This is a genomic window from Marisediminitalea sp. (assembly GCF_984433645.1).
Window position 1 is genome coordinate 1 of sequence record NZ_CFIDRX010000046.1, and the last position, 26,167, is coordinate 26,167.

The 26,167-nt window shown below is 48.3% G+C and carries 16 protein-coding genes; 6 read left to right on the forward strand and 10 right to left on the reverse strand.

What is annotated here, in order from left to right:
* Positions 1–1,451: glutamine--tRNA ligase (gene glnS / locus AC4MRN_RS08130; RefSeq protein ID WP_491202981.1), on the reverse strand; the 1,451-nt coding region annotated here is incomplete at its 3' end.
* A 207-nt stretch (positions 1,452–1,658) separates the two neighbouring features.
* On the opposite strand from glnS, the gene AC4MRN_RS08135 reads away from it, so the two are divergent.
* Positions 1,659–2,696, forward strand: coding sequence for a LacI family DNA-binding transcriptional regulator (locus tag AC4MRN_RS08135; RefSeq protein ID WP_370165239.1), 1,038 nt, complete (start codon positions 1,659–1,661; stop codon positions 2,694–2,696).
* Positions 2,697–2,759: 63 nt separating this feature from the next.
* On the opposite strand, the gene AC4MRN_RS08140 is transcribed toward AC4MRN_RS08135, so the two are convergent.
* Both AC4MRN_RS08140 and AC4MRN_RS08145 read right to left on the reverse strand, forming a co-directional pair.
* The gene (locus AC4MRN_RS08140) at positions 2,760–4,436 is read right to left on the reverse strand and encodes an alpha-amylase family glycosyl hydrolase (protein ID WP_491202982.1); all 1,677 of its coding nucleotides are present in this window, start codon (positions 4,434–4,436) and stop codon (positions 2,760–2,762) included.
* On the reverse strand, positions 4,429–5,916 hold the full coding sequence (locus AC4MRN_RS08145) for an MFS transporter (RefSeq protein WP_491202983.1): 1,488 nt from the start codon (positions 5,914–5,916) through the stop codon (positions 4,429–4,431). The genes AC4MRN_RS08140 and AC4MRN_RS08145 overlap by 8 nt, the downstream gene beginning before the upstream one ends.
* 321 nt (positions 5,917–6,237) lie before the next feature.
* Between AC4MRN_RS08145 and amt the strand changes: the two genes are divergently transcribed.
* Complete coding sequence (amt, locus tag AC4MRN_RS08150; protein ID WP_073321281.1) at positions 6,238–9,291, forward strand: ammonium transporter; 3,054 nt, start codon at positions 6,238–6,240, stop codon at positions 9,289–9,291.
* A gap of 47 nt (positions 9,292–9,338) precedes the next feature.
* Here amt and AC4MRN_RS08155 read toward each other — a convergent pair whose 3' ends face one another.
* Positions 9,339–9,836 (reverse strand): RNA methyltransferase, encoded by a 498-nt coding sequence (locus AC4MRN_RS08155; protein WP_073321284.1) that lies wholly within the window; start codon positions 9,834–9,836, stop codon positions 9,339–9,341.
* An 84-nt stretch (positions 9,837–9,920) separates the two neighbouring features.
* On the reverse strand, positions 9,921–10,673 hold the full coding sequence (locus AC4MRN_RS08160) for a hypothetical protein (RefSeq protein WP_491202984.1): 753 nt from the start codon (positions 10,671–10,673) through the stop codon (positions 9,921–9,923).
* A 202-nt stretch (positions 10,674–10,875) separates the two neighbouring features.
* On the opposite strand from AC4MRN_RS08160, the gene AC4MRN_RS08165 reads away from it, so the two are divergent.
* The 4 genes from AC4MRN_RS08165 (at position 10,876) to AC4MRN_RS08180 (ending at position 15,899) form a co-directional block, all read left to right on the forward strand.
* On the forward strand, positions 10,876–11,625 hold the full coding sequence (locus AC4MRN_RS08165) for a flagellar basal body L-ring protein FlgH (RefSeq protein WP_073321290.1): 750 nt from the start codon (positions 10,876–10,878) through the stop codon (positions 11,623–11,625).
* A gap of 2 nt (positions 11,626–11,627) precedes the next feature.
* A complete protein-coding gene (locus tag AC4MRN_RS08170) occupies positions 11,628–12,791 on the forward strand; it encodes a flagellar assembly protein T N-terminal domain-containing protein (RefSeq protein ID WP_491202985.1) in 1,164 nt (387 codons plus the stop codon).
* Between the two features lie 211 nt (positions 12,792–13,002).
* Entirely contained in the window at positions 13,003–15,201 is a 2,199-nt protein-coding gene (locus AC4MRN_RS08175; RefSeq protein ID WP_073321298.1) for a VTT domain-containing protein, read from the forward strand.
* Complete coding sequence (locus tag AC4MRN_RS08180) at positions 15,189–15,899, forward strand: endonuclease/exonuclease/phosphatase family protein (protein ID WP_491202986.1); 711 nt, start codon at positions 15,189–15,191, stop codon at positions 15,897–15,899. Before AC4MRN_RS08175 ends, AC4MRN_RS08180 begins: the two co-directional genes overlap by 13 nt.
* 13 nt (positions 15,900–15,912) lie before the next feature.
* Here the strand turns inward: AC4MRN_RS08180 and AC4MRN_RS08185 are convergent, their stop codons facing one another.
* The 5 genes from AC4MRN_RS08185 to sucC form a co-directional block, all read right to left on the reverse strand.
* Complete coding sequence (locus AC4MRN_RS08185) at positions 15,913–16,335, reverse strand: DUF4019 domain-containing protein (protein ID WP_491202987.1); 423 nt, start codon at positions 16,333–16,335, stop codon at positions 15,913–15,915.
* A gap of 67 nt (positions 16,336–16,402) precedes the next feature.
* Positions 16,403–20,734: an alpha-1,6-glucosidase domain-containing protein gene (locus AC4MRN_RS08190; RefSeq protein ID WP_491202989.1), complete on the reverse strand. Its 4,332-nt coding sequence runs from the start codon at positions 20,732–20,734 to the stop codon at positions 16,403–16,405.
* Between the two features lie 44 nt (positions 20,735–20,778).
* Positions 20,779–23,835 (reverse strand): TonB-dependent receptor, encoded by a 3,057-nt coding sequence (locus tag AC4MRN_RS08195; RefSeq protein WP_491202988.1) that lies wholly within the window; start codon positions 23,833–23,835, stop codon positions 20,779–20,781.
* Between the two features lie 276 nt (positions 23,836–24,111).
* The gene (gene sucD / locus AC4MRN_RS08200) at positions 24,112–24,984 is read right to left on the reverse strand and encodes a succinate--CoA ligase subunit alpha (protein WP_073321310.1); all 873 of its coding nucleotides are present in this window, start codon (positions 24,982–24,984) and stop codon (positions 24,112–24,114) included.
* The gene (gene sucC / locus AC4MRN_RS08205; RefSeq protein WP_073321315.1) at positions 24,984–26,150 is read right to left on the reverse strand and encodes an ADP-forming succinate--CoA ligase subunit beta; all 1,167 of its coding nucleotides are present in this window, start codon (positions 26,148–26,150) and stop codon (positions 24,984–24,986) included. Before sucC ends, sucD begins: the two co-directional genes overlap by 1 nt.
* Between the last annotated feature and the right edge of the window lie 17 nt (positions 26,151–26,167).

Genomic DNA, 26,167 nt, shown 5'->3' on the forward strand with positions numbered 1-26,167 from the left:
GCTGGATTCGGCACGTTAAACAAGCGGTCGTACAAACGGAACTGTGCCGATTCGCCGGTGGCAACGTCTACCCAGTGAATTACGCCTTTTACTTTGCGTCCATCGGCCGGGTCCTTGCCCAGCGTATCGGCATCATAGGTACAATATACCGTTGTGACATTACCCTGCTCGTCTTTCTCAACACGGTTGGCTTTCACTACATACGCATTACGTAAGCGGACTTCTTTATCGAGCACAAGACGTTTGAACTTCTTGTTTGCCGATTCACGGAAATCGTCTGCTTCGATCCACACTTCACGACCAAAACTCAGCTCGCGGGTACCCATAGACTCGTCACTCGGGTGATTTGGCGCAATCAGTGTTTCCTGCTCGCCTTCCGGGTAATTTTCTATGACCAGTTTGATAGGATTCAATACCGCCATGGCACGCGGTGCGTTGACGTTCAGGTCGTCGCGAATACACGCCTCTAACATGCCCATTTCGACCATGTTATCCATTTTGGTTACGCCAATGCGCTTACAAAACTCACGAACAGATGCTGGTGTATAGCCTCTGCGGCGCAAGCCAGCAACAGTAGGCATACGAGGATCATCCCACCCAGATACGTGCTTTTCTTCCACCAATTGGATCAGACGGCGTTTACTCAGTACCGTGTATTCCAGGTTCAGTCGCGAAAATTCATACTGACGCGGGGTACAGTCGATGGAGATATTCTCGATAACCCAGTCATACAGCCGACGATTGTCCTGGAATTCCAGTGTACACAGTGAGTGTGTGATGCCCTCAATTGCATCCGAAATACAGTGGGTAAAATCGTACATTGGATACACGCACCACTTCTCACCTGTTTGGTGGTGGTGAGCGAACTTAATGCGGTAAATCACCGGGTCACGCATACACATGAACGGCGATGCCATATCGATTTTTGCCCGTAAACAACAATGACCTTCGGCGTATTCACCCGCTGTCATTTTCGCAAATTCAGCAATGTTAGTGTCTACACTGGTATCACGATACGGGCTGTTTTTACCCGGCTCAGTCAGGGTACCGCGCATCTCGCGCATGGCTTCCTGAGTACTGAAATCAACATACGCCAGGCCTTTTTCAATCAGTTCAACCGCATAAGCATGTAACTGGTCAAAATAATTTGATGAGTAACGGGCGTCGCCATCCCACTGGAAACCTAACCAGCGCACGTCTTCCTGAATGGAGTTAACGTATTCAATGTCTTCTTTTGCCGGGTTCGTGTCGTCAAAACGCAGATTACACGTTCCCTGATAATCCTGTGCGATACCAAAATTCAGGCAGATAGACTTTGCGTGACCAATGTGAAGAAAACCGTTAGGCTCGGGCGGAAAGCGCGTTTTAACGGTTGAGTGTAGTCCACTCGCTAGGTCTTTATCGATGATTTGGCGGATAAAATTGGTCGGACGGTGTTCAGTCTCGGCCATTCGCTATGCCCCTTATTTTATTTTTAATTGACTGTCGGATACGTGATGATGTGTTATTCACGCCATATCAGGCGAGTATATCATTGTCTTAGGGTTGCAAACCACGTTTATTATTTTTGCGGGAACACACCAATTTCCCATCCGGATGAATTCATCTATACTGCCCGGTAGAACCCTGTTTTCGTCAACAATAAATTACTCTAAAGCATGAAAAACAAAGCCACTTCTTTCGATATTGCCCACATGGCCGGCGTCTCGCAATCCACCGTTTCCCGAGCGTTAAACGACAGCCCGTTGGTGAACATCGAAACGCGACGTAAGGTGCAGGAAATTGCACGCCAGTTGAATTACAAGGTCGACAAAAACGCCAGCAATCTTCGCCGCCAGCGTAGCAGTACCATTGCACTGCTGTTGTTTGAGGACCCAACGTCTGATGACTCCATGATTAATCCGTTCTTTTTGTCGATGCTAGGCAGCATTACCAAAGCCAGCGCCAGTCGTGGTTACGATTTGTTGGTGTCCTTTCAGAATCTGGACAGCGACTGGCATGCTGAGTTTGAAGACTCTCACAAAGCTGACGGTATTATCTTACTGGGCTATGGCGACTACCGTTCTTATGAAGGGAAGTTGACTCAGTTGCAGGAACAAGGCACGCACATCATGCGTTGGGGTGCCCCGGTAGCGGAATATCCGGGTATTTCTATTGGTTGTGACAACTTTCAGGGTGGTAAAGACGTTACCGAGCACGTGTTATCCTTGCGCCAGGGCAACTTCGCCTTCATTGGCGACGTGGGTGACAAAGCACCGGAATTTCAGGCCCGTTATGAAGGGTATTTGCAGGCACTTGAGCAGCATTCAGAGACTGCCGTCGCCAGTGTGCAGATTGATGCCATATCGGCGGAGTCTGCCGGTATTGATGCGGCTCAACAACTACTCGAGCGACAAGCCCCCCTGCCAGACGCCATAGTATGTGCGGCAGATATCATCGCGGTAGGGGTATTAAAGACACTCAAAGCTGCCGGCATTCAAGTACCGGCCGATGTTGCCGTTGTGGGCTTTGACAATATTCAATTATCGGCGTTTACCACACCGAGTCTGACTACGGTTCAACAAAATACCATTCAGGCAGGCGAGGCCCTGGTTGAAAACCTGTTGCGGGCCATAGAGGGTGAACAAACAACCGACTTTCTCATGCCAGCAACGCTCATTGTCCGGCAATCCTGTGGTTGTGAATCTAATGAGTAATCAAAACCGGCCAGTCTACACTGGCCGTTTTTATAACACTGCTCAGCACTCAAAAGCGCATGTTTATTGACGAGCCATTTGCGTCAGTAAGGCTTGCTCAAAATCAGCTGACTGAAGCGTGCCATTCTTTACAAATACACGTACACCGTGTGCAGGCACTGTTGCCGTAATGCCCTGCTCTGACACGGTTACGTCCTCACCCGTTACCCATTCTTTCCACTTACCCGACTCGACAAAGGTGTCAGCGACCATGACTAACGGGCTATCGCTTTTGTTAAGCATAACCAGAGCCGTTTGTTGTGCATCGTCATCCTGCACAACCCGGAAAAACACAGCCTCGTGACCAGCCAGACGCACATTGTATTGCAATCCTCGCTGTAGCGCTGGCAAAGCCTGGCGGATGCCCGCGATCTGTGACAGCCTGCTGCGGATAGGATGTGACACAGCAGCGTCTAATCGCGCCTGACCGATATAATTCCGGTTCCCCTGGTGTTCAGACGTACCACGCATATAGCCAAACTCAGATCCCTGATACACCACAGGGATACCTCTTACGGTAAACAACCAGTTGTGGGCGTCGATAAACCCCTCGTCGCTGGCATTCATTCTGGCCATATCATGGTTGTCGTAAAATGTCGTCAGTTCATACGGGTTGTGATAAGGACCGTGTGTTAAGTAAAGCGTATCTGCCAGCGTCGCAAAATCACTGTCTGCATTTTCAAAAACCGATACCATGGCTTTTTGCATTGGGAAATCCAATACCGAAATCCCGCCGTTTTTAGGCTGTGTATGCTGCGCAATGAAATTGGCGTCGTACTGGAAGCTTTCGCCAAACATGTAAAAGCCCGGGTGTTCAGCGCGAATGCGATCCGACATAGTTCGCCAGAAATCATGAGATACATGGCGAATAGTATCTATTCTGAACGCATCAGCCCCCTGCTCTATCCAGTACAAGTAACTGTTGATCAAATATTCCTGTACGTCCGGGTGGTGCTCGTTCAAATTGGACAACTTAACTAAATCGGGATAAGGATGAAAAAAGCGATGGAGAGGCTCGTTCTCCGGGTCCAACGATTCTGGCGGCAAATTCATATGGTCAGCTACCAGATTACCGTCTTTGTCGTACAGTTCGCCATAGCCCGGTTGGTCTTCCGGCATTGTCCAACTCGGCGTACCGTGATTGGCCACAATATCAAACACAACCTTAAAACCGGCATCATGCATGGCTGACGTAAAATCTGAGACGGTCAGATCGTCACTCACAAGATGCTCATCGGCCTTATAGAAATTGGTAGCCCAGTAGCCGTGATATCCGGATTTGCCGCCATCTTTAAACATACCGCCATAACTGATAGGTTCATCGCCAGTAAAGCCTTGATCGGGATTATCCAGCACCGGCGTAATCCAGATGGCACTAAAACCCATGTCCTTTATGTAATCGATATTTTGCAGGATACCCTTGAAATCTCCGCCCATGTAACCAGCGTTAGCAAATTTGCCGTCAGGCCCTTCGAGGCGCAAGGACCAACTCGGATGATCGCCACCTTGTTGTTCAAAGTTGTTGCGGGGGTCACCGTCAACAAAACGGTCCGTCATCACAAAGTACACCGCTTCTTTGGCAAACGGTTCTTGCGTGCCGTATATATGAGCAACCGGCGCATTCACGGTTGAATCTGTTGTTTGGCAACCGCCAACAATAACAGCACTGGCAACAGCGCCCAGAATAAACAACTTACGCATGTGCAGTTCCTTCCTGTTCTAGGGGATTGTTTTCATTTACAAAATAAACAGCTATGGCGCCAGCCAGCATTGAACCACCCGCGACCATAATGATGTAAATGGCTTCATTAGCGAATACATTACTCAGGATCCAGCCCGCGCTGACACCTGCAATAATTTGCGGCATTGCCACTGTATAGTTAAATATGCCCATGTATACCCCGGTTTGTCTCGCAGGGAGGCTACCTGCCAGCATGGCATAGGGCATCGCTAATATCGCAGCCCAGGCGATACCCACACCAATCATCGGGATCAGAAGATTGACAGCCCCCACAGGAACCGTTACTTCCGTGATTAAGAGATTCACTGAAACCTGATTAAAATCCTGGAATAAAGAAAAACTAAGATAACCCAGGCCACCTGCTGCTAAAGACAGGCTGTAGACTAATTTGCGTCCAAAACGGTCGGCCAGTCGGGCTAGCACAATTGAAAATAACGCGGCGAACACAGAGTAGCCAGCAAATAGGATCCCTACCCAGTCACCCGCGGCCCCCTTCGCGTCTGCAATGTGCTGAGGGACCATTTGCACCGTCGACAGATAAGCAGGATCAAACCACACTTTATCTACTGCCCAGATATGCTGGGTAATGGCCGGCGTGGTATACACCCACATGATGTATAGGGAAAACCAGGAAAAGAATTGCACTACTGCCAGCTGCTTCATAGTACTGGGCATATTCGCTACCAGTTTGAAGAAATTCGACAGACGCTCGCCTAATGGAGCTTTATTTGGCTGGGTATCTTCGTCCTCCAGGCCTTTATAACGGGCGTAGTCTTCTGGTGCGTATTCCTTTGTACGAAACACAGTCCACAATACAGAACCAAGCAAAACGGTGGCGCCCAGGTAAAACGCCCACACAACGGATGGCGCAACTTCACCAGCTTTAGCGGTATTTTCCAGGCCAATCACATTGGTGAGAACAAACGGTAAAATTGACCCTATGACAGCGCCGATGTTAATGAGCAGCGATTGCACCGAATAGCCAACATTTCGCTGACCATTGGGTACCATATCCGACACCAGTGAACGGAATGGCTGAAAGCACACATTAAAACTGGCATCCATGAGTGCCAGCATCATAGCGCCAAACAGCATGGGCGCCATTATTGCCACAAATAAGGGGGCATTTGGCATGAGTAGCATGCCGATAGCTGCCGCAATGGCACCGGCAAGAATAAACGGACGGCGCCGACCCAGACGACCCCAGGTACGGTCAGAAGCAGCGCCGACCCAAGGTTGAACAATGAGACCCATGATCGGTGCAACCAGCCAATACAGCGAAAGTGAATGTAAATCCGCACCGAGATCAGACAAAATACGACTGACATTGGCATTTTGTAGTGCAAATCCGAATTGCACACCTAAGAACCCAAAACTCACATTCCAAATTTGCCAGAACGACAAATTAGGTTGCTGATGTGTCGATGTAGAACTGCTCATATAGCACACTCTTATTATTTTCGGGCGTCCGACACAGCGAAGATGCCATCATGGTCGGCGCGGGAATCCTGCCCGGGCTGTTAAAATATCGTTAATTGTAGCCGACCATACTAGCTTTTGATCCCCTGATTACCAAGTACGTGCATACGTATTCATAGCGGTTGTCTTATCAATTGTTAACAGAATATTTTAGAAATTTTGACGAACAACCAATGTACTTACCCTTAGTCAGTGTAAATGCCACGCTAAAACCTAAATACGGTGCGCTATTTGCTTGATTATCTTATTGATTACTCGGTTATTAATCACTAAGGACACATTTTGGAAACGGGTTGGATCCTCATCTCAGCGATACTTGTCTTCATCATGCAGGCAGGGTTTCTCTGCCTGGAGTCAGGAAAAATCCGCACCAAGAACAGCATAAACGTTGCGGCTAAAAATTTATCTGACTTCATTCTCTCCTCTATTTTGTTTTGGTGTGTCGGATTTGGCATCATGTTTGGCTATTCCAATTCGGGCTATTTTGGCGCAACTGAGTTCTTTTTTGGTGCAGAACACTCACCCTGGCAGTTCAGTTTCTTTTTATTTCAGATGATGTTTTGCGGCACAACAGCCACATTGGTGTCCGGTGCTGTGGCTGAGCGAATGTCATATTTTGGTTACTTAATTGTTACCGTTCTCCTATGCGCGATCATTTACCCCTTTGTTGGTCACTGGGCCTGGGCATCACTCTATGATGCGGGTAATAGCGGCTGGCTGGAAAACCTTGGCTTTATCGATTTCGCAGGTTCGACTGTGGTTCACAGTACCGGGGGTTGGATGGCTTTGGCGGCCATTATGGTCATCGGTGCGCGCCAGGGCAGATTCGACAGCAACACGCCTTTCCCAGCGGGCAGCAACCTGCCTTTATCCGTACTTGGTACACTGCTGATTTGGGTAGGCTGGTTTGGTTTCAATGGCGGTAGTACCCTTGCATTAAACGATGATGTCCCTCTCATTCTGGTCAATACCTGTATTGCAGCGGCATTCGGTGGCCTCGCGTCGAGCTTTATATTCGCGGTAGAAAACCGCTATATGGATGTGAGTGCCATGCTGAACGGTGTGATAGCCGGTTTAGTTGCAATCACGGCCTGCGCCAATATTGTCTCTCCGGCGCACGCTGCCATTATCGGCATTGGTGGCGGTATTGTTATGTTTGCTGGTGACAGATTGCTGAAACGCTTAAAACTGGATGATGCGCTGTGCGTCGTACCTGCTCATTTGTTCGCGGGCATCTGGGGAACATTAGCGGTTGCCCTTTTTCACAAAGACGTCGTCTTTCTGAGCGATGCCTTCTGGCAGCAGCTTAGTGTGCAAGCCCTTGGCATAGTTGTCGTTGGCTTATACGTCTTTTGCCTGAGCTGGGTTTTACTGGTGTTAATTAACCGGGTAGTCAGACTCAGAGTGACAAGTGAGCAAGAATATATTGGTATGAACATTACCGAACACCATGCCACTACCGAGCTCGTTGATTTACTTAACTCTATGGATGCACAGGAAAAATCCGGTAACTTTCACTCCAGAGTGCCGGAAGAACCTTTTACCGAAGTCGGTCAGATTGCCCGCAAGTACAACCGTGTTTTAGATAAAGTCCATGACGAAATGAGTCAGAGAGACCGGGCACTTAGCGACTTTAAAAGCAGTGAAAAACGCAAAAGCGCCATTCTGAATTCTTCGATGGATAGCATTGTTACCATCAACCTCCAGGGCGAAATTATTGAATTTAATCCAGCATCAGAGCGCACGTTTGGCTGCCTCAGAGGCAAAGTAGTAGGTAAAAACTTTGTCGACTTGTTCGTATTGTCAAAAGACAAACTGGCTGTGCAGAAAAGCCTGGAAGGTAAATTTGTTACTTCAGATGGTTTACTGATTAATCGCCGAAACACCATTCTGTTGAAGCGCTCTACCGGTGATGAATTTCCCTCTGAAATAACCATTACCGGTACAACGTTTGGTAGCAGCATTGCGAATGAATTTACTCTGCACATACGCGACGTTACGCGTCAGCGCCGCCTGCAGGAAAAACTCAAACAACTTGCCTACAGCGATCCGTTAACCGGTTTGTACAACCGGACGTATTTTATGGAAACACTGACGCAAGCACTGAAGTCTATAAATAACACTAAAAATTGCATCGCGCTGTTCTTCCTTGACTTGGATCGCTTTAAGAAGATCAATGACACGCTTGGACACCAGGCTGGTGATGAGTTGTTGATGGAAGTCGCCAATCGATTGATGAATGTCACCCGCTCAGAAGACACTATCTGCCGCTGGGGCGGCGACGAGTTTGTCATTATGATGAACAGTCGCCATGATGAAAGCTCGGTGTTGACCAGCGCGACCAAAATTTTACAGGTAATGCGTCAACCTGTTGTGTTAAGTGGCAGAGAGCTGACTATTCCCACCAGCATTGGTGTAACACTGACGCACACTGACTTAGTCAACCCCACTACCCTTATTCAGCAAGCCGATATTGCGATGTATTACGCCAAAAAGGCAGGTCGCGATAACTATAAATTATTTGAACCTTACATGGCGGAACAAGAGTCGGAGCAATTTGATTCCGAGCAAACATTGAGTCAGGCCATTGCAGAGAAGAGCGCGTTTTCTATGCTTTACCAGCCCAGAGTGGACGCAAATAAGGAGATTGTTGGTTTCGAGGCTCTTGTAAGGTTTACTAACCCATCGGGTCTCTTTGTTCCGCCCAGTCAGTTTATTCCACTGGCGGAAGAATCTAATCTGATCGTGCCTTTGGAGGAGTTGATCTTTGAATTGGTCTTTGCGCAGATTGCCCAATGGAAAAAAACCTTCGCCGTACTGCCCAGGGTTTCAATTAACCTTTCCGGTAAACATTTGCTGTCAGATGGCCTTCTCCCGTTTCTGAAGACCGCCATGCAGCGTTACGGTATTCGGGGCGAATGGTTTGAGATTGAAGTCACGGAAGGTGTATTTTTAGCAGACATTGAAACCTGTATCGATGTCATGCAGAAACTTCACAGCCTGAATATAGCAATATCAATTGATGATTTCGGTACCGGTTATTCGTCTCTCAACTATCTCAAAACCCTGCCTGTAGATATCCTGAAGATTGACCGTTCATTTGTGAACGAATGTGCAGTGAAAGAAGAAGATGCAAAAATCTGCTCGACCATTATAACGCTGGCTGAATCACTCGGACTATCTACGGTTGCAGAAGGTGTTGAGACTGCTGAACAATTTGAATTTTTACTCAGTAATGGTTGCAGCGAATTTCAGGGCTATCATTTCTTTCGCCCCTTGTCTGCAGACAAGGTAACGCAGCATTTGGGTCAACTGAACGAGCTTTCAGTTTCGTGATGGATTCGCCAATACCACCGGTCCTAGTTGATTGAAGCCAGTGCAGACTAGAGGCGCAGCCGATTGTTAGTATCACGGCTGTTTCTTATGCCTTCTAAAGAAGTATCGTACTGGCTCTTTGCAAGACGGTCGTAAAGCACGATATTGGCCGTTACTGCGAGGTTCAGGCTGCTCAGGGTAGGTATATAAACTACCTCGTCACACATGGCCAGATGTGATTCTGACAAACTGCCATCTTCTGGCCCGAACAGATAAAACGCGTTGTCGGGGTGCTCAAACGCCGGTAGTGGCGTTGCGCCTTCCACGAGTTCTATTCCTACTACTGTCGCGCCTTGTGGCTTGGCTGCCTGTAAAGACTCAATGGCGACAGTAGGAATTGTTTTATGGAATGCTTTGGTGTCTGCGCTGAATTGTTTCGCATAGGAAAAGCGCTCTCCGGTGTAAAAAACACTGCTGACACCAAAACACCCTGCAGCACGCAGAATCGTTGCCACGTTCACTGCAGATTTTGGGTTCTGTAGACCAATAGAGATTGCCGAAAGCATGTCACTTTTCCAAATAACCTTAGACGAGGCGATTGTACTGCAATCAGACAGAATAACAACGTGTTACGCCAGACCAACTGCCTATCAATTAAGGTTACGCGTAACGAATGAGTGTGTCGCTTCACCTGCAGTACTGACAAGGGATTCAGCCAATTCCCCACTGTCGAATTCCTTATCAGTGAGTAAACCGTCCATGACGAAATTTTTAGCGTGTTCGGTAATAGATGCGCCTGTCGAACTGGATACAAAATAGTCAATACCTTCATAGGCAACACCAATTGGTCCGGCATATAAAAATCCGCCCACCAGACTCGCCGCTAAATCGACGTCATTATCTGTCACCGACTCATAGATATCGCTTACAACCGGAATATGATTGAGCACGTTCACGGTATCAAAAATATCGTCCAGCGTGGCACCATCCTCCCCCATAACAAACTGATAGGCACTACTGATAAAGCCACTTGTCGACGCAACGGTATTCTCAGTGCTTTCCTGATCCGCAGTTGTGCCGGAAGATGCAATATCTTCATTGGTTTGTGATGAAGCAAACAGGTCGTTTTGTAAGATGGTTAGAAATGACGCCTGTAACTGAGACAGCCCCTGCTCACTACCGAGATTTTCCAGCGACAACGCCCCGCTTGCTTGTTCAGTCAGACTACCTGTTAGTTCACTGAGCAAGCCAACGTTTATTGCTTGTGTAAACGCAGACTTAAAATCGTCTACATTTGACAATACCGCATCAGTGACCTGCGTCGCTGCAGCGTTGTTACTTGTGGTTAAGGCGTCAAGTGAAGTCGAGCTGGCATTAAAGCCATCCAGCCACTCTGAAAACATGATGATGTCCGCGTTCTGTTGATATATTTATTACGCTAACAGGTCTTTTAAGTAAAGATAACTTACTGAATGTAAAGGTTTAGCAAAGTACAACTCAGTCACAATTAAATCGTGCTTAATAACGGTGTTTACAATCATTAATGATAATTCTGCAGTAAGTGGGGGCTGATGCAATGATTATCCAGTTGGCAGGAATAACATCATGTTCTCTACTCGCAGTACGGGTATTACACTAATCAGCGTTATGCTTTTCGCGTGCACGCAAACCCCCAATGTCGAAGAACAAATCGTCGCCTCATCAGCAACCAACCCGCTGGTTGAACAACGGTCAGCAAAAGTGGATGACACAGAGCCGGTTCCCGACGACCCTCGTTATCGCCCGATTCATATGACCCCTGTACAGGCTGTCACCGCTCCAACCGGCTCTCTGTTTAATCCCGACAATGCCGTAGAGCTTTACAAGCTGCACCATAACTTTCGCATCGGCGATATGATCCTGATTGAATTGAACGAGCGAACACAGTCCAGGAAATCCCTCGACTATCGTATGGACAAATCCACCAGCATGGAGCTTGGTCCCGTTGCGGTCAACGCAGGTCCAATTGTACTGACCGAAGGAAAAGTCGCGGCAAATCACGAGCAAGAGAGTGAATTCGATAGCTCCGCCAATACGGCCCAATCTAACGAGTTAGAAGGTGATATTACCGTCTATGTCACCGATATTTTGCCAAACCGCAACCTGGCCGTCTCTGGGGAAAAGTGGATCACACTCAATAAAGGTCAGGAATACGTGCGGTTTTCTGGGGAAATTCGGATTGCCGATATCAGCGCAGACAATACGGTAGATTCCAGTAAAGTCGGTAATGCGCGCATAGAATACTCGGGCAAAGGCGAATTGCAGGACAACCAGCAGTCCACGTTAATTGGTACCCTCTTTTCGATTTTTAACTAACCATGTTTCGCTTCCTACTCTTTTTACTCTATATCCTGAGTACTAACGTTTATGCTCAGTGGATTGAAGGCCAGGCGTCGGTAGCCGTCGAGGACGCTGAACTCGATGAAATCCGCGTCATGGCAATCAAAAACGCCATTGCCGATGCCGCTTACAAAAATGGTAGTTTCATCACGGCCCAGGATATTGTGTTAGATGGCCTGTTGGTGAGTAGCAAGGCTCAAATACGCACTCAGGGCCGCATACAGCGCGTGGAAATTGTCGATGAAACACTCATCGATAACGTACTTACGGTTACCGTTAACGTCGATATTCTGCCCCTGTTTGAATGCGACAGCGATCCTTATACCCGTAGTCTGGTGCTCAGCCAGTTTCAATTATTGAAGCCATCTCAGGCCCGACACGGCAATATTTTCGACTTTGGTCGTCAGGTAACCCAACGGATGGCTCAACAACTGACTGATAATCAACCAGTGGTTGATACCTTGCTGATAAATCAAGCGTTTATGCCCACTTCTGATTTTAATAGTATTGATCACAGTCAGATAGCCGCGAAAGCGAGCCTGCTAGTGAAGACCTATCACCGCCAATACGTGCTATTTGGTTTTATACGTGACATTAGTTTGTTTGAACAGGTGAAAGAAGGCCTGCTTGAAGACGATGTTAGCCTGCGACGAAATTTCACACTGGAGGTCTACTTGCTGGATGCTCTGCATCAGGACATCGTAATGCAAAACAGCTATCACGGTGAAGGTGACTGGGAGTTTGACTATAACGAAACGATTGATCTTAACAACAGTCTGTTCTGGCGCAGTGATTTTGGTCGCGTGGTATTAAATACGATTAACAGTGCCGTACTGGATGTGTCTAATACCATGACCTGTCTGCCTTCGATGCTGCCGGTTGTTTCCGTCACGCCTGGTTATCTATCTATTGCGCTGGGCACAAGACACGGTGTTAAGCAAGGCGATTTATTCGAACTGTATCAATCGCCACAGCCCTCCATAGAAGCACAGCTTCATTATCCGCAATGGTATAAACAACCTGATTTTATCCTGGAAGTAGAACACGTTGCCAATCGCAGCGCAAAATTGCGAAGCAGTGATAAAAACGTGCCACTCATTGCTGCGCCCTACGACCTGGTAAGCCCGGCACCATTGATGTAAATAACGCTTAATCCGTATTCGGAAATTCCTACACACGATTAAGAAATATTTTCGTTATAAAGCGTTTAACACCAACTACTCGCTAACAAAAAAACCAATAAACCATTTAATATCAATTAGATAACACCATCCAGCTTTCTCTGAAAAGCGGAATAATTTCTGCAACACACCCGTGTATAGCTAGAGCGTATTCCCACAGGGAGAGTAAACCATGTCAACACACAAGGTATTTGATTCAAACAAAAATTGCTGGAAAACCAGCCAGGCGACCCATGCCACCCCCTTAATCGATTGTGCTAATTACTACAGCGCCTTGCATTCCAGTATATGTAACGCCAAGCACCAGATCATCATTGTAGGTTGGGACATAGACAGTCGAATCAGATTACTGCATGGCGAAGCGGAAGAACAATCAGAGGCGCCCTCTCGTATTGGTGAGCTCATTAAATGGAAAGCAGAACAAAACCCGGATCTACAGGTTTATATCCTGCGTTGGGATTCATCTTTCGCCTTTTTTGACCAGCGAGAAATGTGGGCACTGGAAGTCTGGGAAGACAAAACCCCCGATAATGTTCACGTTATGCTCGATGACTCTATTCCCATGGGCGGGTCGCAACACCAAAAGCTGGCCATCATCGACAATGAAGTGGCGTACTCAGGCGGCATGGACGTTGCGCTTCACCGCTGGGATACCCGAGAACATTTGATTGATGAACCCGGCCGTATCGGTCCGGACGGTGAATACGGTCCATTTCACGACGTCCAAATGGTATCTTGCGGCCCGGTGGTTGAACACCTCGCCGAATTGGCACGCTGGCGCTGGAATCGGTTGTCAGACACCGCCATTGATACACCGGAAGCTATGCCGGACCATGGGAATGAACGCCCTGAAACCTGGCCTCAAGGTGTGTCTTCATGCTTTGAAAATGTGCCATTGGCAATCGCTCGCACGTTACCTGAAATGGATGATGTGGAAAGTGTGCAGGAAGTTCGTCATATGTTGCTGGACCTGATTGGTCAGGCGGAACGATTCATCTATATCGAAAATCAGTTTACGACACGGGAAGAAATCGCCCGTGCCTTGAATAAACAGTTAAAAGCTAAGCCAGATCTTGAGGTTCTCATTGTGAGTTCTTATGACCCCAAAGGCTTGTTTGAAACTGAAGCGTTCTGGGCTAGTCGACTGGCATTTAAAGACATTATCGAAGACGGTGTTGATACCGATCGCATCAAAATGACGTATTCGTCAATTCGCGATCAGCAAGGCCGTTTAGCCTACAAGCGCATTCACTCTAAAGTCATGACCATTGACGACCGTTACCTGGTCATCGGTTCATCAAACCTGAGTAATCGCTCGATGACGCTGGACACTGAGGTTGATGTGGTGATGTTCGGCGATACCGACAGCAACCGTAAGTGCATTGCTTTTACCCGTGACGACCTGATCGCCGAGCACACGGGCCGTGATATTGAGACAACCGAGTCAATCATGGGTGGCAAGCACATTGTTAACGAGCTTATGAACAATCAAATCGCCCACGGTTACGTGTTAACCGAAATCAACGATGAAGAGTTCACCGAAGCGTCTAAAGCCAATATTTTCCGCACCATTTCAGATCCGGAAGAGCCGCTTATACCGCCTGTGAAAGGACTGGGCGGAAAACTTACTGCCATAACCAACCCGCGTAGACGAACCATTATGATTACTGTAGGTCTGGCTGTGCTGGCATGTATCGTTGGTTTGTTACTGTTTATCAGTAACACCGTATCCTGGTTAGATGGCGACAGAATAAGCGCGTTTCTTGAAGAAAGTCGCGGGACGTACTTCGCGTTACCGACCGTATTGCTCGTGTACCTGATTGGTGGCTTACTGTTTTTCCCGGTTACGGTATTATCACTGGCAGTCGCGGCGATATTCGGTCCTATTTGGGGCCCGATTTACGGTATTTTTGGCGCTTTGCTCAGTGCGGGTACCACGTTTCTTATCGGCAAAGGTTTGGGCAATGCGGGTCTGCGTAAACTAGCAGGGCCAAAAGTTGAAGCCGTAGATAAAAAATTGGCAAACACCGGCATCGTTGGTGTAGCAACCATACGAATGCTACCCATAGCGCCATTTAGTTTGGTGAATCTGGTTGCTGGTATTTCATCTATAAGCCTAATGCAATTTTTGATGGGTACGTTTTTAGGTATGTTTCCACAAATGATTGCTAAAGGCCTGGTGGGCGACTCCATTATGCAAATCTTTAAGCAACCCTCGGCAGAGACAGTTACCTATCTGGTGATTGGTCTAGTAGTGTGGATAGCGATGATTGTTGGCTCACAAAAGCTGGCAAAGATGTATCAGGCGAAAAAACAGTCGGACAACGCAGAAGATTCGGAAAAGGAAGAGTCTGAACAATGTATCGCCTAGTCTCCTATAATCTACACAGTGGTGTTGGCCGGGACGGTGTGCAGGACTATCACCGTATCGGCCACATGCTGGCCGAAAAGAATGCGGACTTTGTACTGCTTCAGGAAATGGATACGCGTGCGTCAGAGCGCAATACCCAGAGCGATATCGACGCCTTGTGCCATCCCGGAGGATATACCTTTGTTCCAGCCGCTACGCAGGTAACATCGCATGGCTGGTTCGGTAACGCCATGCTTAGCCGCCACACCGTTATCCGGGATGATGTGGTGACATTGAACGTCGCAGATCGCGAACCTCGTAACTTACAGCGCGTATGGGTAGAGACACCTCACCACTCACTTCTATTGCATAACACCCATTTGGGGTTGTCGCGCAAAGAGCGTAGACAACAGGTAAAGCTTATCCAAAGTGCGTTAGAAGATGGTACAGCCAACGCAGACTTACCCGCGATGTTGGCGGGCGACCTGAATGAGTGGTGGTATTTGTCGAATTTGTTTGCGCGTCTGAAACCCATCATGCATCAACTAGATACCGGGTTGAGTTTTCCAAGCCAGTTCCCTGTTTTTAAACTCGACCGCGTGTGGGTAACACAACACTGCCAGATACTAAATTGTGGCTTGATTAAAGATCCTGCTTCCAGCCATTTTTCAGATCATCTGCCGGTCTTTGCGGACTTTGTTATTCATGACAGGCGCTAAATAATCTGAAAGCTCACTGGATCAGGTAGGCAACCGTTTTGAGTTCGTTGTTTTCACGCGTCATGATAAGCAATTCATACAGCGTTTTATTTTCAAAGGTACTTTTGAACTTAAACACCATGTACTTACCATTTGGTAAGCCTGCGACGGTGTCGCGCTCGCCATAACCGCTTAATTCACGAGAGACCAGCGTTCCCAGTGAATCCTTGGCACCAACCAGCACATCATTCCATTGCGATGCTTCGATATTTTGTTTGAACTGCTTGCTGGCATATTGCCAGGATTGAAAATAGCGGCCACGATCGATAAGTTCCAACCACGCATACGCCGGTTGAATATCCATTTGTTGTTGCGTCTGCGCCTGGCCAACGACCGGTGATGGCATAACCGCAAACAAACAACAGCCTATCATTAGCAGTCTTGCTAACACTTGCATCTTATTCCTCACATAAAAAAAGCGCGCCGGAAACCTGGGCGCGCTTTTACGGTACAACAAGTCAGGGTTATTTAGCAATAACCGTCAGGATGGGTTGGGTTGCATCCGGTCCGGTGACCCTGAATTCGTACGTGCCGGCAGTCAATTCAATCATCAGATTGTTATTACTGCTGCCCAGCACTTTTCCAACACCTTCCGTTACTGTGTTGGTCAGGGCATCATCCGGATTGCCCAGGTTTATCGTAGCCCAATCCTCTGAGGCAACTTTGAACTCTGTTGCACCACCGCTCACGGTGATATCAACCGAGTAAATACCAGCGCCCTGGTAGACCAGTTCATCTGCGGTACCCCAGCCGTTCATACCACCACGTAAATACACTGGGGTACTGCCAAAGAACTGCGCATTGAACACTTTCAGGACTGGTTCTGCTTTGTCACTCACATCAACAATAAAGACATAGTCTCCGTCTGCATCAATGTTAATAACCAGGTTATCGTTGGTCGCCGCCAGATAGGTCTCCTGCCCTAGTTCGACCGTCTTGTCTTCATCTGAACCAGAGAGCGCGCCAAGGTTTACTGTAGCCCAGTCTTCAGAGGCCACTTTAAACTCATAGCTGCCGGCAGTTAGTGACATAGCAGCCTGATACTGACGTGCGCCTTTATACTCAAGCGGCGTTTCAGTTCCCCATCCGTTAAATGCGCCACGTAAGTAGACGGTAGTACCCGCATAGGGTTCTTCATTTTCAACGGTGAGGACTGGCGCCTGAGCGTCACTTGCATCCACGGTGAACAAATAGGTTGCGTCAACCGAAGGTGTAAAGAACAGGTTGTTGTTAGACACACCCAACACAACGCCAACGCCATCGGTAACAATGGCATCAGCCGCATCCGCTGCACCGAAGTTCACCGTCGCCCAGTCTTCCGACGCAAACTTGAACTCATACTGGGTACCAGCCGTTAATGCAGACGTTGCGGTGTAGATACCGTTGCCCTGATAGGTAAACTCAACCGACGTGCCCCATTCCGACATACTGCCACGCAGGTAAACCGATGTGTCACCGTAAGGCACGACATCCGGTGCGCCAGCAGTGGCATAAGTAGCCAGGCCGTAACCCTGTGCGCCGCTTTGTGGTTTTACAAATACCGCAATGGTTAGTGCGGGTACGGTAAAGGTACCATTACCTGATTCATTTTCGGTAAAGTAAGCACCACGTACTGCGCTGTCGTAGGAGTTTTGCTGAACACTGTGAAGCATAAAGCCGGTAGCCGTGTTCACCTCAATGGATTTTTCTTCGTAGCCAGTATTAGCCACCACCATGACAGCGTCATAGTTCGCATCTAAATCAACCAGTGGCGTTTCAGCTTCGGCGTTAATGCCGTCGTCGATACTCATGGCAATCAGGCCAACTTGTTGGCGTGTGCCAAGGTTATGGAAGCCAACGCGGTCCATGATGTCCTGGGCCGTTGTTAAGCGGAATAACGGACTGGTTTGACGAATAGTCAGGAATTCTTTAAAGACTTCCGCAGCCATTTCGATCTCAGTCATCGTCGCCGCTCGCTCCGGTGAATAGACAAACTGCCCCATTTCACCCCAACGCGCTTCGTTTTTCTCAGCCAGCGGCAAGCCAACATTCCAGTTGTTAGTTTGCATGGTGAAATCCACGAAGTTGAACCAGTCACCTGAATCATAACTGTCACGGTCCATCGACTTGGAACGCAGCATGTCTCCACCCATTTGCAGGAACGGAATACCCTGCGACAACAAGGTAATACCCATACCCGCATTCTGTGCGCGTACCCGTTGCTCCAGGGTCAGATCTTCCGGTAGTACGTAGTTAAGCTGGTCCCACAGCGTTTCGTTGTCATGCTTAGAGATGTAGTTAATGATATCTGCAGGATCCTGCGCATAACCCCCTAACGCTGATGCGGTAGTAGCGCGGCCACCAGACGTATTCAGCACAAAGTCAGCCAATGTGCCGGCCATGCCCATTTTAACGCGATCCTGTTCGTACAACGCAGAGTCGCTGTCCGGATTGAAGATATGGCCGTAACGAATGGCATCACGTAAGCGGTCGTTGTAGGTACCAATTTCTGTGCCTGCCATATTCAGCTGATTAGCCTGTTCATAGCCGCGGTCGATTTTGGTCCAGCCTTCGCCGTAGAAGTAGTTGTCAGGGTCAATTGCCTGGATCGCATCGCGCAGACGTACCATGGTATCTTTGGTGGCCTGGCTCATGATGTCAAAGCGGAAGGCGTCAAACTTGTATTCACCTGCCCACATGGACAGTGAATCCAGCATCAGTTTTTCCATCATGACATTGCGTGGCTCAGTGTCCTCACAACAGGTTTCCCGCACAATGGCACCACTGTCGACTTCATAACGGTGGTAGTAGCCAGGTACGACCTTGTCCAATACCGACTTGGTGAAAATACCAGAGGCATTGGTGTGGTTGTACACTACGTCGAGCGCAACACGCAGACCAATCTCATGCAGAGACTGAATCATCGCGCGCATTTCAACAATACGTTGCACACCCTCAGCACTTGACGCATAGCTGCCTTCCGGCGCGTTAAAGTGATGCGGATCATAACCCCAGTTAAAGCTATCCAGACTGCGAAGCTCCTGAGTCAGCGCCTGGGCACTGCCTGCTTCCGACAGCGGATCGTAGCTGTTATACACGTCCAGCAAAGTACTGCTTGGATCGGCTTCACTACACACCTGAGCATTCGGACGTTTCACACATAAACGCGCTACTGTATCGTAAATATCTACCGTATTCGCCGGATCTTCATCGATAGTTGCAATGTCATTGCTCGGCAGAATATGGAAGTGAGTCAGTCCTGCATCTGCTAATTCCTGCAGATGTGAAACCGGATCACTGCCCTGCTCGGTGAAGGCAAGATATTTACCCCGGTTCGCTTCACTGGTAGACATATCGCGGATACTAAAGTCGCGAACATGGCCTTCGTAAATTACCGCATCTTCCGGGTTTTCAATTTCCGGAATGACCTGGGTATCCCAGCCGTCAGGCTTTAAGGATTCATCAGCCAGATTAACGAAACGAGAGAAGCGTCCGTTGGTAGATAACGACACAGAATAGGGATCGGTGACTTCCAAAGTCGTAATGTCGTCCAGCGATGGATGATACACAGTCACTTCGTAGCGATACAGCTTGCGATCCAGACTCATGTCGCCGTTATAAACCCACACACCTGATTCTGTGTTCAGTGTCATGGCATGGCGATCGGCCAGCGTTTTATTGTCGTTATACACCAGTAAGTTAACTGCTGTGGCTGTAGGCGCCCACACAGCAGCGGTGATACCGTCGTCGGTATAAACACCACCTAACACGGCCTCGTCTGCATCATCCTCGCCTTGGGTATACAGCTGATCAAGTACGTTAGCATGCTGCAAACGCGTTGCGGCTAATAACGTACCATCACTGGCATAGCCAGCCGCGACAACCTGAGTTTTGAGAACCGCTTTGGCATCGTCTGCACTCCAGTCCCCCTCATAAGCCGCTATTGAAGCCAAATGCGGTGCAATGGGAACCTGTTCCTCGGTTAACGTCGTTGGTGTAAGTTCAATCGCCGTGCCATTGAGACCATCTTCAACTGAGGTTTCCAGATCAGCCGCGGCAGAATAATGAAGCTTCACTGCTTCTACACCGTCAGGAGCATCCCAAAGAATAACCTGCGTATCTAACCAATGGGCAGACGCGCCTTCAATCTTCACTGGCTGTGGACCAAGTGACAGCAGAGGAAATTCAAACACGGTAGGCACACCAGACAACGTGAAATTCATGCGTGTGAATTTCTCATCGTCCTGATCAAGCTTACCTTTGAAGTCTGAGCCACCCATTTCCTTGCCGGCGTCGTCGGTTCCCTTATGAATAATAAAGTTATGACAAGCGCCAGGCGTGCCGGCTACACCGGGTTTGAGTTCCAGTACCCAGTAAGCACCATAGTTTGGGTCAATACCTGAAATAGCACGGCCATTCGCCCAATCGGTGTCACCGTCTGCATAGGCATCACATGCATCATTGTTCCAGGTATGCAGTTTCCACCCTTCGTAAGCACTGTCACCAGGACTATTGGTGGCTCCTACTCCAGCGCGGTTGTAATACAACACGGCTTGATCGTCGCCAGGGAAGAACACCGGATCCTCAAGTGTAGGATCAGCGCCAATCACACAAGCGTCGTTAGTTTCATTCGGTACCGTAGGCGGATCACAGTCAATGGGTGGCTTCTCCACACACATCATGCCCGTTGAGTCCGGCACCAGCGGCGCATCACAGACCAACAAATCATTAGTACCTGATTCAGTGCCAGTTCCTCCGCACCCGGCAAGGGTAAGCGTAAAGACAACAAGTAATGCAGCGACTATTTTATACAGCATGCTGCCTGATGCTGTGGGTTGGTTCGCAAATTGCGTTTCGGTAATCATAGCGAGTATGTCATCCCCAGGAAGTATTGTGTTCCGAAGAACTGAATGGTTCCTGTCTGTTCAGGCGAGGTGAAATAGCTTTTTGTGGGTTCATCAGTCACGTTATTAATCTGGAACAACACGCTCATGTTGTCGTTGATTTCATATGACGCCTGATAGTCCACGACCAGTTCTGAGTCGAAGTTAACCGTTTGGTCGTTAACCGCGACTTGTTGCGACACAAACGCATCGCGGTAACGTCCTGACACACGGGTTTCAAACCCTTCGTATTCCCAGAACAAGGTAACGGTAGCCACATTTTCAGACAGTCCCGGTAACGCACTGGCGAAAACGCCATTACCTACGGTTCGCTGAATTTCACTTTCGGTATAGGAGTAGCTGGCATTCATACCCAAACCAGACAGCATGCCGGGTAAATCGCTGTAGATTTGTGTATAGGCGAGTTCGATACCACGAATGTAACCACCGCGCGCATTGTTGACGGCGGTTTCGTACTTGCCATTTGTGGTAGGCACCACAACAGTAACAGGAGCGCCGCTTTCATCAACTACCGCTTCCGGGGTTTGCCCAGGGTAATCCAGCTCATAAAACACAGGTACCGTCACAGAGTCAGGGACAACAAAGCCATTGCCTTCAAAGTCGTACGGATCAATACCAATGTTCTCAATAAATGACTCGATATTTTTGTAGAAGCCTGCAATAACAATGGCGCCATCGGCATCATCAAAATAATGCTCGTAAGAGATGTCGTATTGCGTCGCATAAAACGGGTCCAGGTACGGACTGTTATTCGACGAACCAGAGATACGGGCCTGTTGATTAGACAGGGTAATCTCGCCTGAATCCCGATCCTGAGTTGCGCTGATCACTTCTATATTTGTGGACGCGTTAGCCGCAAAACGGTTAATTGGCGCACGGCCCATTACTTTTGCTGCAGCTACGCGAAGCTGCGAGTTTTCGGTTAATTTAAAGTTCAGGTTAATCGACGGCAGAATATCGGTATATTCGTAGGTCAATACCGCCGGACGATAGAAATTATTGATGTACCCAAGTTCATCAACAATGTTCTGCGCCCCTGCGGTTGGGTCGCTGACCTCAACTTCCTGGCCGTCCTCGTTCTCCACGAACATGGTCGCACGTTGTAATGTGGTTGAACTTTGCTTGGACTTCACGTAGCGAACACCCACGTTACCTGTAATAGGTAAACCGGCAATCTCAGTATCGATATTTGCCATTAGGTAAGCTGCAGATACGGTTTCAAACACGTCACCACTTTCCAGTACAGACCAGGCCGTTGAACGGGTTGAACCTTCCAGTGGATTAATGACGCCAGGGTCACCTGAACCCCAGGTTTGCGCTGGCTGTGGTATGCCTGATGGGAACCACGCATTTAACGCATCATTAAGATCAATGGATAGATAGCTGGGGAAATAGGAAAAATCGCCCTGCCAGTTAACGACTTCCACCAGGTCGTCGGTTAAACGCAGCGGTGGCTCACTGGACGAAAAAGCCTGATCATTGCCGTATTCAAATACAGAACGATCATTGCTGTACTCCCGGTCAGAGTAACGCGCACCAAATTCTACAGAAGAAATAAAATCGGTATCGAGAAAATACTGAAAATCTACCCGATAAGCATCCAGTTCATCACTGTTTACATAAGGGTAAATACCGTATTTGCTTACCATTACCCGGTCGATATCGGTAAATGCATCGGCCTGATTAAACTGTAGGTCAGGTAAGTCCAGACCGTTGAGCAGATAACTGATTTGAATATTCTGGTCAAAACGCGGACTGTCAGCAGTCGCGTCGTCCCCAACCAGAGACCATAACAAGCCGTTGCGGAAGTTACTGTTGGCCTTAGACAAGGAAACGTCAAACTGAGCAGACAAGTTTTCGGTAATCTGCCAGTCAGCATTGATGCCGTAACTTTCTACCTTGTCGAAATCCTGGTTATCGTCGTTAACCAGCTCTACGCGCGTTTCACTGTTTTCTGAGCGAACGAAGGTACCGCCCACCACGTTGTTGTTTACAACAACCGGATTGTAAATTTCAGTATTAACGCCACCGAGTTTGACCCGGAAACCTCTGGCAAAGGCTTTGGAGTCAAATTCTGACACAAAAGCGTCTGCTTTAAGTTTAAAGTTATCAGTCGGCACCCATTCTACTGCAGCAACATAGCCGTTACGGGTCTCTTCCCCGCCCTTGTGCTGCATTTCAAACCCTTCAGATATCAGCTCACATTCAACACACTGATCTTCTTTGGGTACGTCTGAATTCGGGTCGTAATTTTCCTCATCGCCAACAATACCGTCAACGTCTTTTTCAGCATTGTAGGCGAAGCCGATAAACTGCGTGGACACGCTTGGCTGAAAAAGTCTGGCATAGCCCAGCGACACACCCAGGGTGTCATCCATAAACTTGCCCTGATACGAGAAGCTTATACGGTGTCCGTACTCTTCTGCATCAGCCACTTCACTGGCCCGGTCGTTAAACATACCGCGCACGTTGGCATTAAACGTGTGCTGCTTGTCCTGCGCCAATGCGCTGGCCGTTTGTAGTTCAACAGTACCGGCTACACCGCCTTCAATTAGCGACGCTTTAGGCGATTTGTAAACCGCTGCAGAATTAATCAATTCCGAGGGATACTGATCAAATTCGATAGAACGGCTGCCGCTGGTCGACACCTGTTCTCTGCCATTGAGCGTTGAAAAAACGAAATCTCCCGAAAGACCACGTATATTGATTTCTGCTGCCTGACCGCCAGTACGCACCGCTGAAATACCCGGCAATCGGGTCAGTGCGTCAGCCATACTGACGTCGGGTAAGCCCCCTAAATCGTCGGCAGAGAGTTGTTCGGAAACGGTATCACTAAAGCGCTTCTGGTTGAGTGACTGGATAAGACTGCTACTAAAACCCCGAACTTCGATGCGTTCGATGGTTTCTTCCTGCTCTTGCTTATCACTTTCTTGTGCCACAAGCGGATTACTAGTGAAAACCAACCCACTGGTTAGTAGTGCCAGTGAAATGGCACTGGGTTTGAAAGTTTTCATGTTTGCCCCATTTTTTAATTATGCGTTGAAATGCGTTGGAACACTTCGTCGGTAAATTTACCGAATTTCATACTAAAGCCTGGGTAATTAACTGAAAATGCTATGCATACGTATTCAGTTAACATTTTTTACAGATTTTTTACGATTAGTTTATAGTGGTAATTGAGGGAGTTTGTACTCAGCGAACAACTTTACAAAGCCTTGATAAAAAACAAAAAAGCCCGCAGTAGCGGGCTTTTTAACATGCGTGCATCGGGCACGGTATTTAAGGTTGAATTACCAACCAGTCGCTTCGCGCAGTGCTTTGCCGATGTCAGCCAGTGAACGAACCGTTTTAACACCTGCATCTTCAAGTGCTTTAAACTTCTCGTCAGCGGTACCTTTACCGCCAGCGATGATTGCACCAGCGTGACCCATACGCTTACCTGGAGGTGCTGTTACACCCGCAATGTAAGACACAACAGGCTTAGTTACGTTTTCTTTAATAAACGCAGCTGCTTCTTCTTCCGCAGTACCACCGATTTCACCGATCATAACGATCGCTTCAGTTTGTGGGTCGTCCTGGAATAATTTCAGGATGTCGATGAAGTTAGAGCCTGGGATTGGGTCACCACCAATACCTACACAGGTAGATTGACCGAAGCCTTCGTCAGTAGTCTGCTTAACGGCTTCATACGTCAGCGTACCAGAGCGAGACACGATACCTACTTTACCTGGCTTGTGAATGTGGCCAGGCATGATACCAATCTTACACTCTCCAGGCGTGATCACACCCGGGCAGTTTGGACCAATCATGCGAACGCCTTTAGCATTCACGTATTCTTTCACGTAAAGCATATCCAGTGTTGGGATACCTTCAGTGATACAAACGATAAGCTCGATACCGGCATCTGCTGCTTCAACAATTGAATCTTTACAGAATGGAGCTGGTACGTAGATAACTGTCGCAGTTGCGCCAGTTGCTTCTACCGCTTCGCGTACTGTGTTGAATACAGGCAGACCCAGGTGAGTTGTGCCGCCTTTGCCTGGCGTAACACCGCCAACCATTTGCGTACCGTACTCAATGGCTTGTTCTGAGTGGAAAGTACCCTGACCACCAGTGAAACCCTGACAAATAACTTTGGTATCTTTATTGATTAAAACTGACATTATTTGCCCTCCGCTGCTGCAACCACTTTTTGCGCTGCGTCAGTCAGTGACTCAGCTGCAATGATATCCAAACCAGAGTTAGCCAGCACATCGCGGCCTAATTCTGCGTTGGTACCTTCAAGACGTACAACAACCGGTACATTAACGCCAACTTCTTTCACTGCGCCAATGATACCTTCAGCAATCATGTCACAACGAACGATACCACCGAAGATGTTCACCAAAACGGCTTTTACGTTGTCGTCAGACAGGATGATTTTGAACGCTTCAGCAACACGCTCTTTCGTCGCGCCGCCACCAACGTCCAGGAAGTTTGCAGGCTTACCACCGTGCAGGTTTACGATGTCCATGGTACCCATTGCCAGGCCCGCACCGTTAACCATACAACCTACGTTACCGTCCAGCGCTACGTAGTTCAGTTCCCACTGAGCAGCGTGAGCTTCACGCGCGTCTTCCTGTGAAGGATCTTTCATTTCCTTCACTTTAGCCTGACGGTACAGCGCATTGCTGTCTACGCCCAGTTTGGCGTCAAGACAGTGCAAGTTGCCATCGTCTTTGATTACCAGTGGGTTGATTTCGATCAGCGCTAGGTCAAGATCTTCAAACATTTTCGCCAGACCCATAAAGATCTGAGTGAATTGTTTGATTTGAACACCTTCAAGGCCTAGTTTAAACGCCATTTCACGAGCCTGATAAGGCTGTGGACCAACAATTGGGTCAATTTCCGCTTTCAGGATTTTTTCTGGTGTTTCTTCTGCAACGGTCTCGATTTCAACACCGCCTTCAGTAGACGCCATGAATACTACGCGACGTGTACCACGGTCTACTACCGCACCCAGGTACAGCTCGTTAGCGATATCTGTGCACGATTCAACCAAAATTTTGCTTACAGGCTGACCGTTTTCGTCAGTCTGGAAGGTCACCAAGTTTTTGCCTAACCACTTTTCAGCGAAAGCGCGAATTTCGTCTTTGGTTTTAACCAGCTTTACACCGCCAGCTTTACCACGTCCACCTGCGTGGACCTGACACTTAACTACCCACTCATTTCCACCAATGCGGTCAGCAGCTTCTACTGCACCTTGTGGTGTGTCTGATGCGTATCCTTCAGAAACAGGTAAGCCATATTCTTTGAATAGCTGCTTACCTTGGTATTCATGCAAATTCATGGTGTTTCTTTCCGATT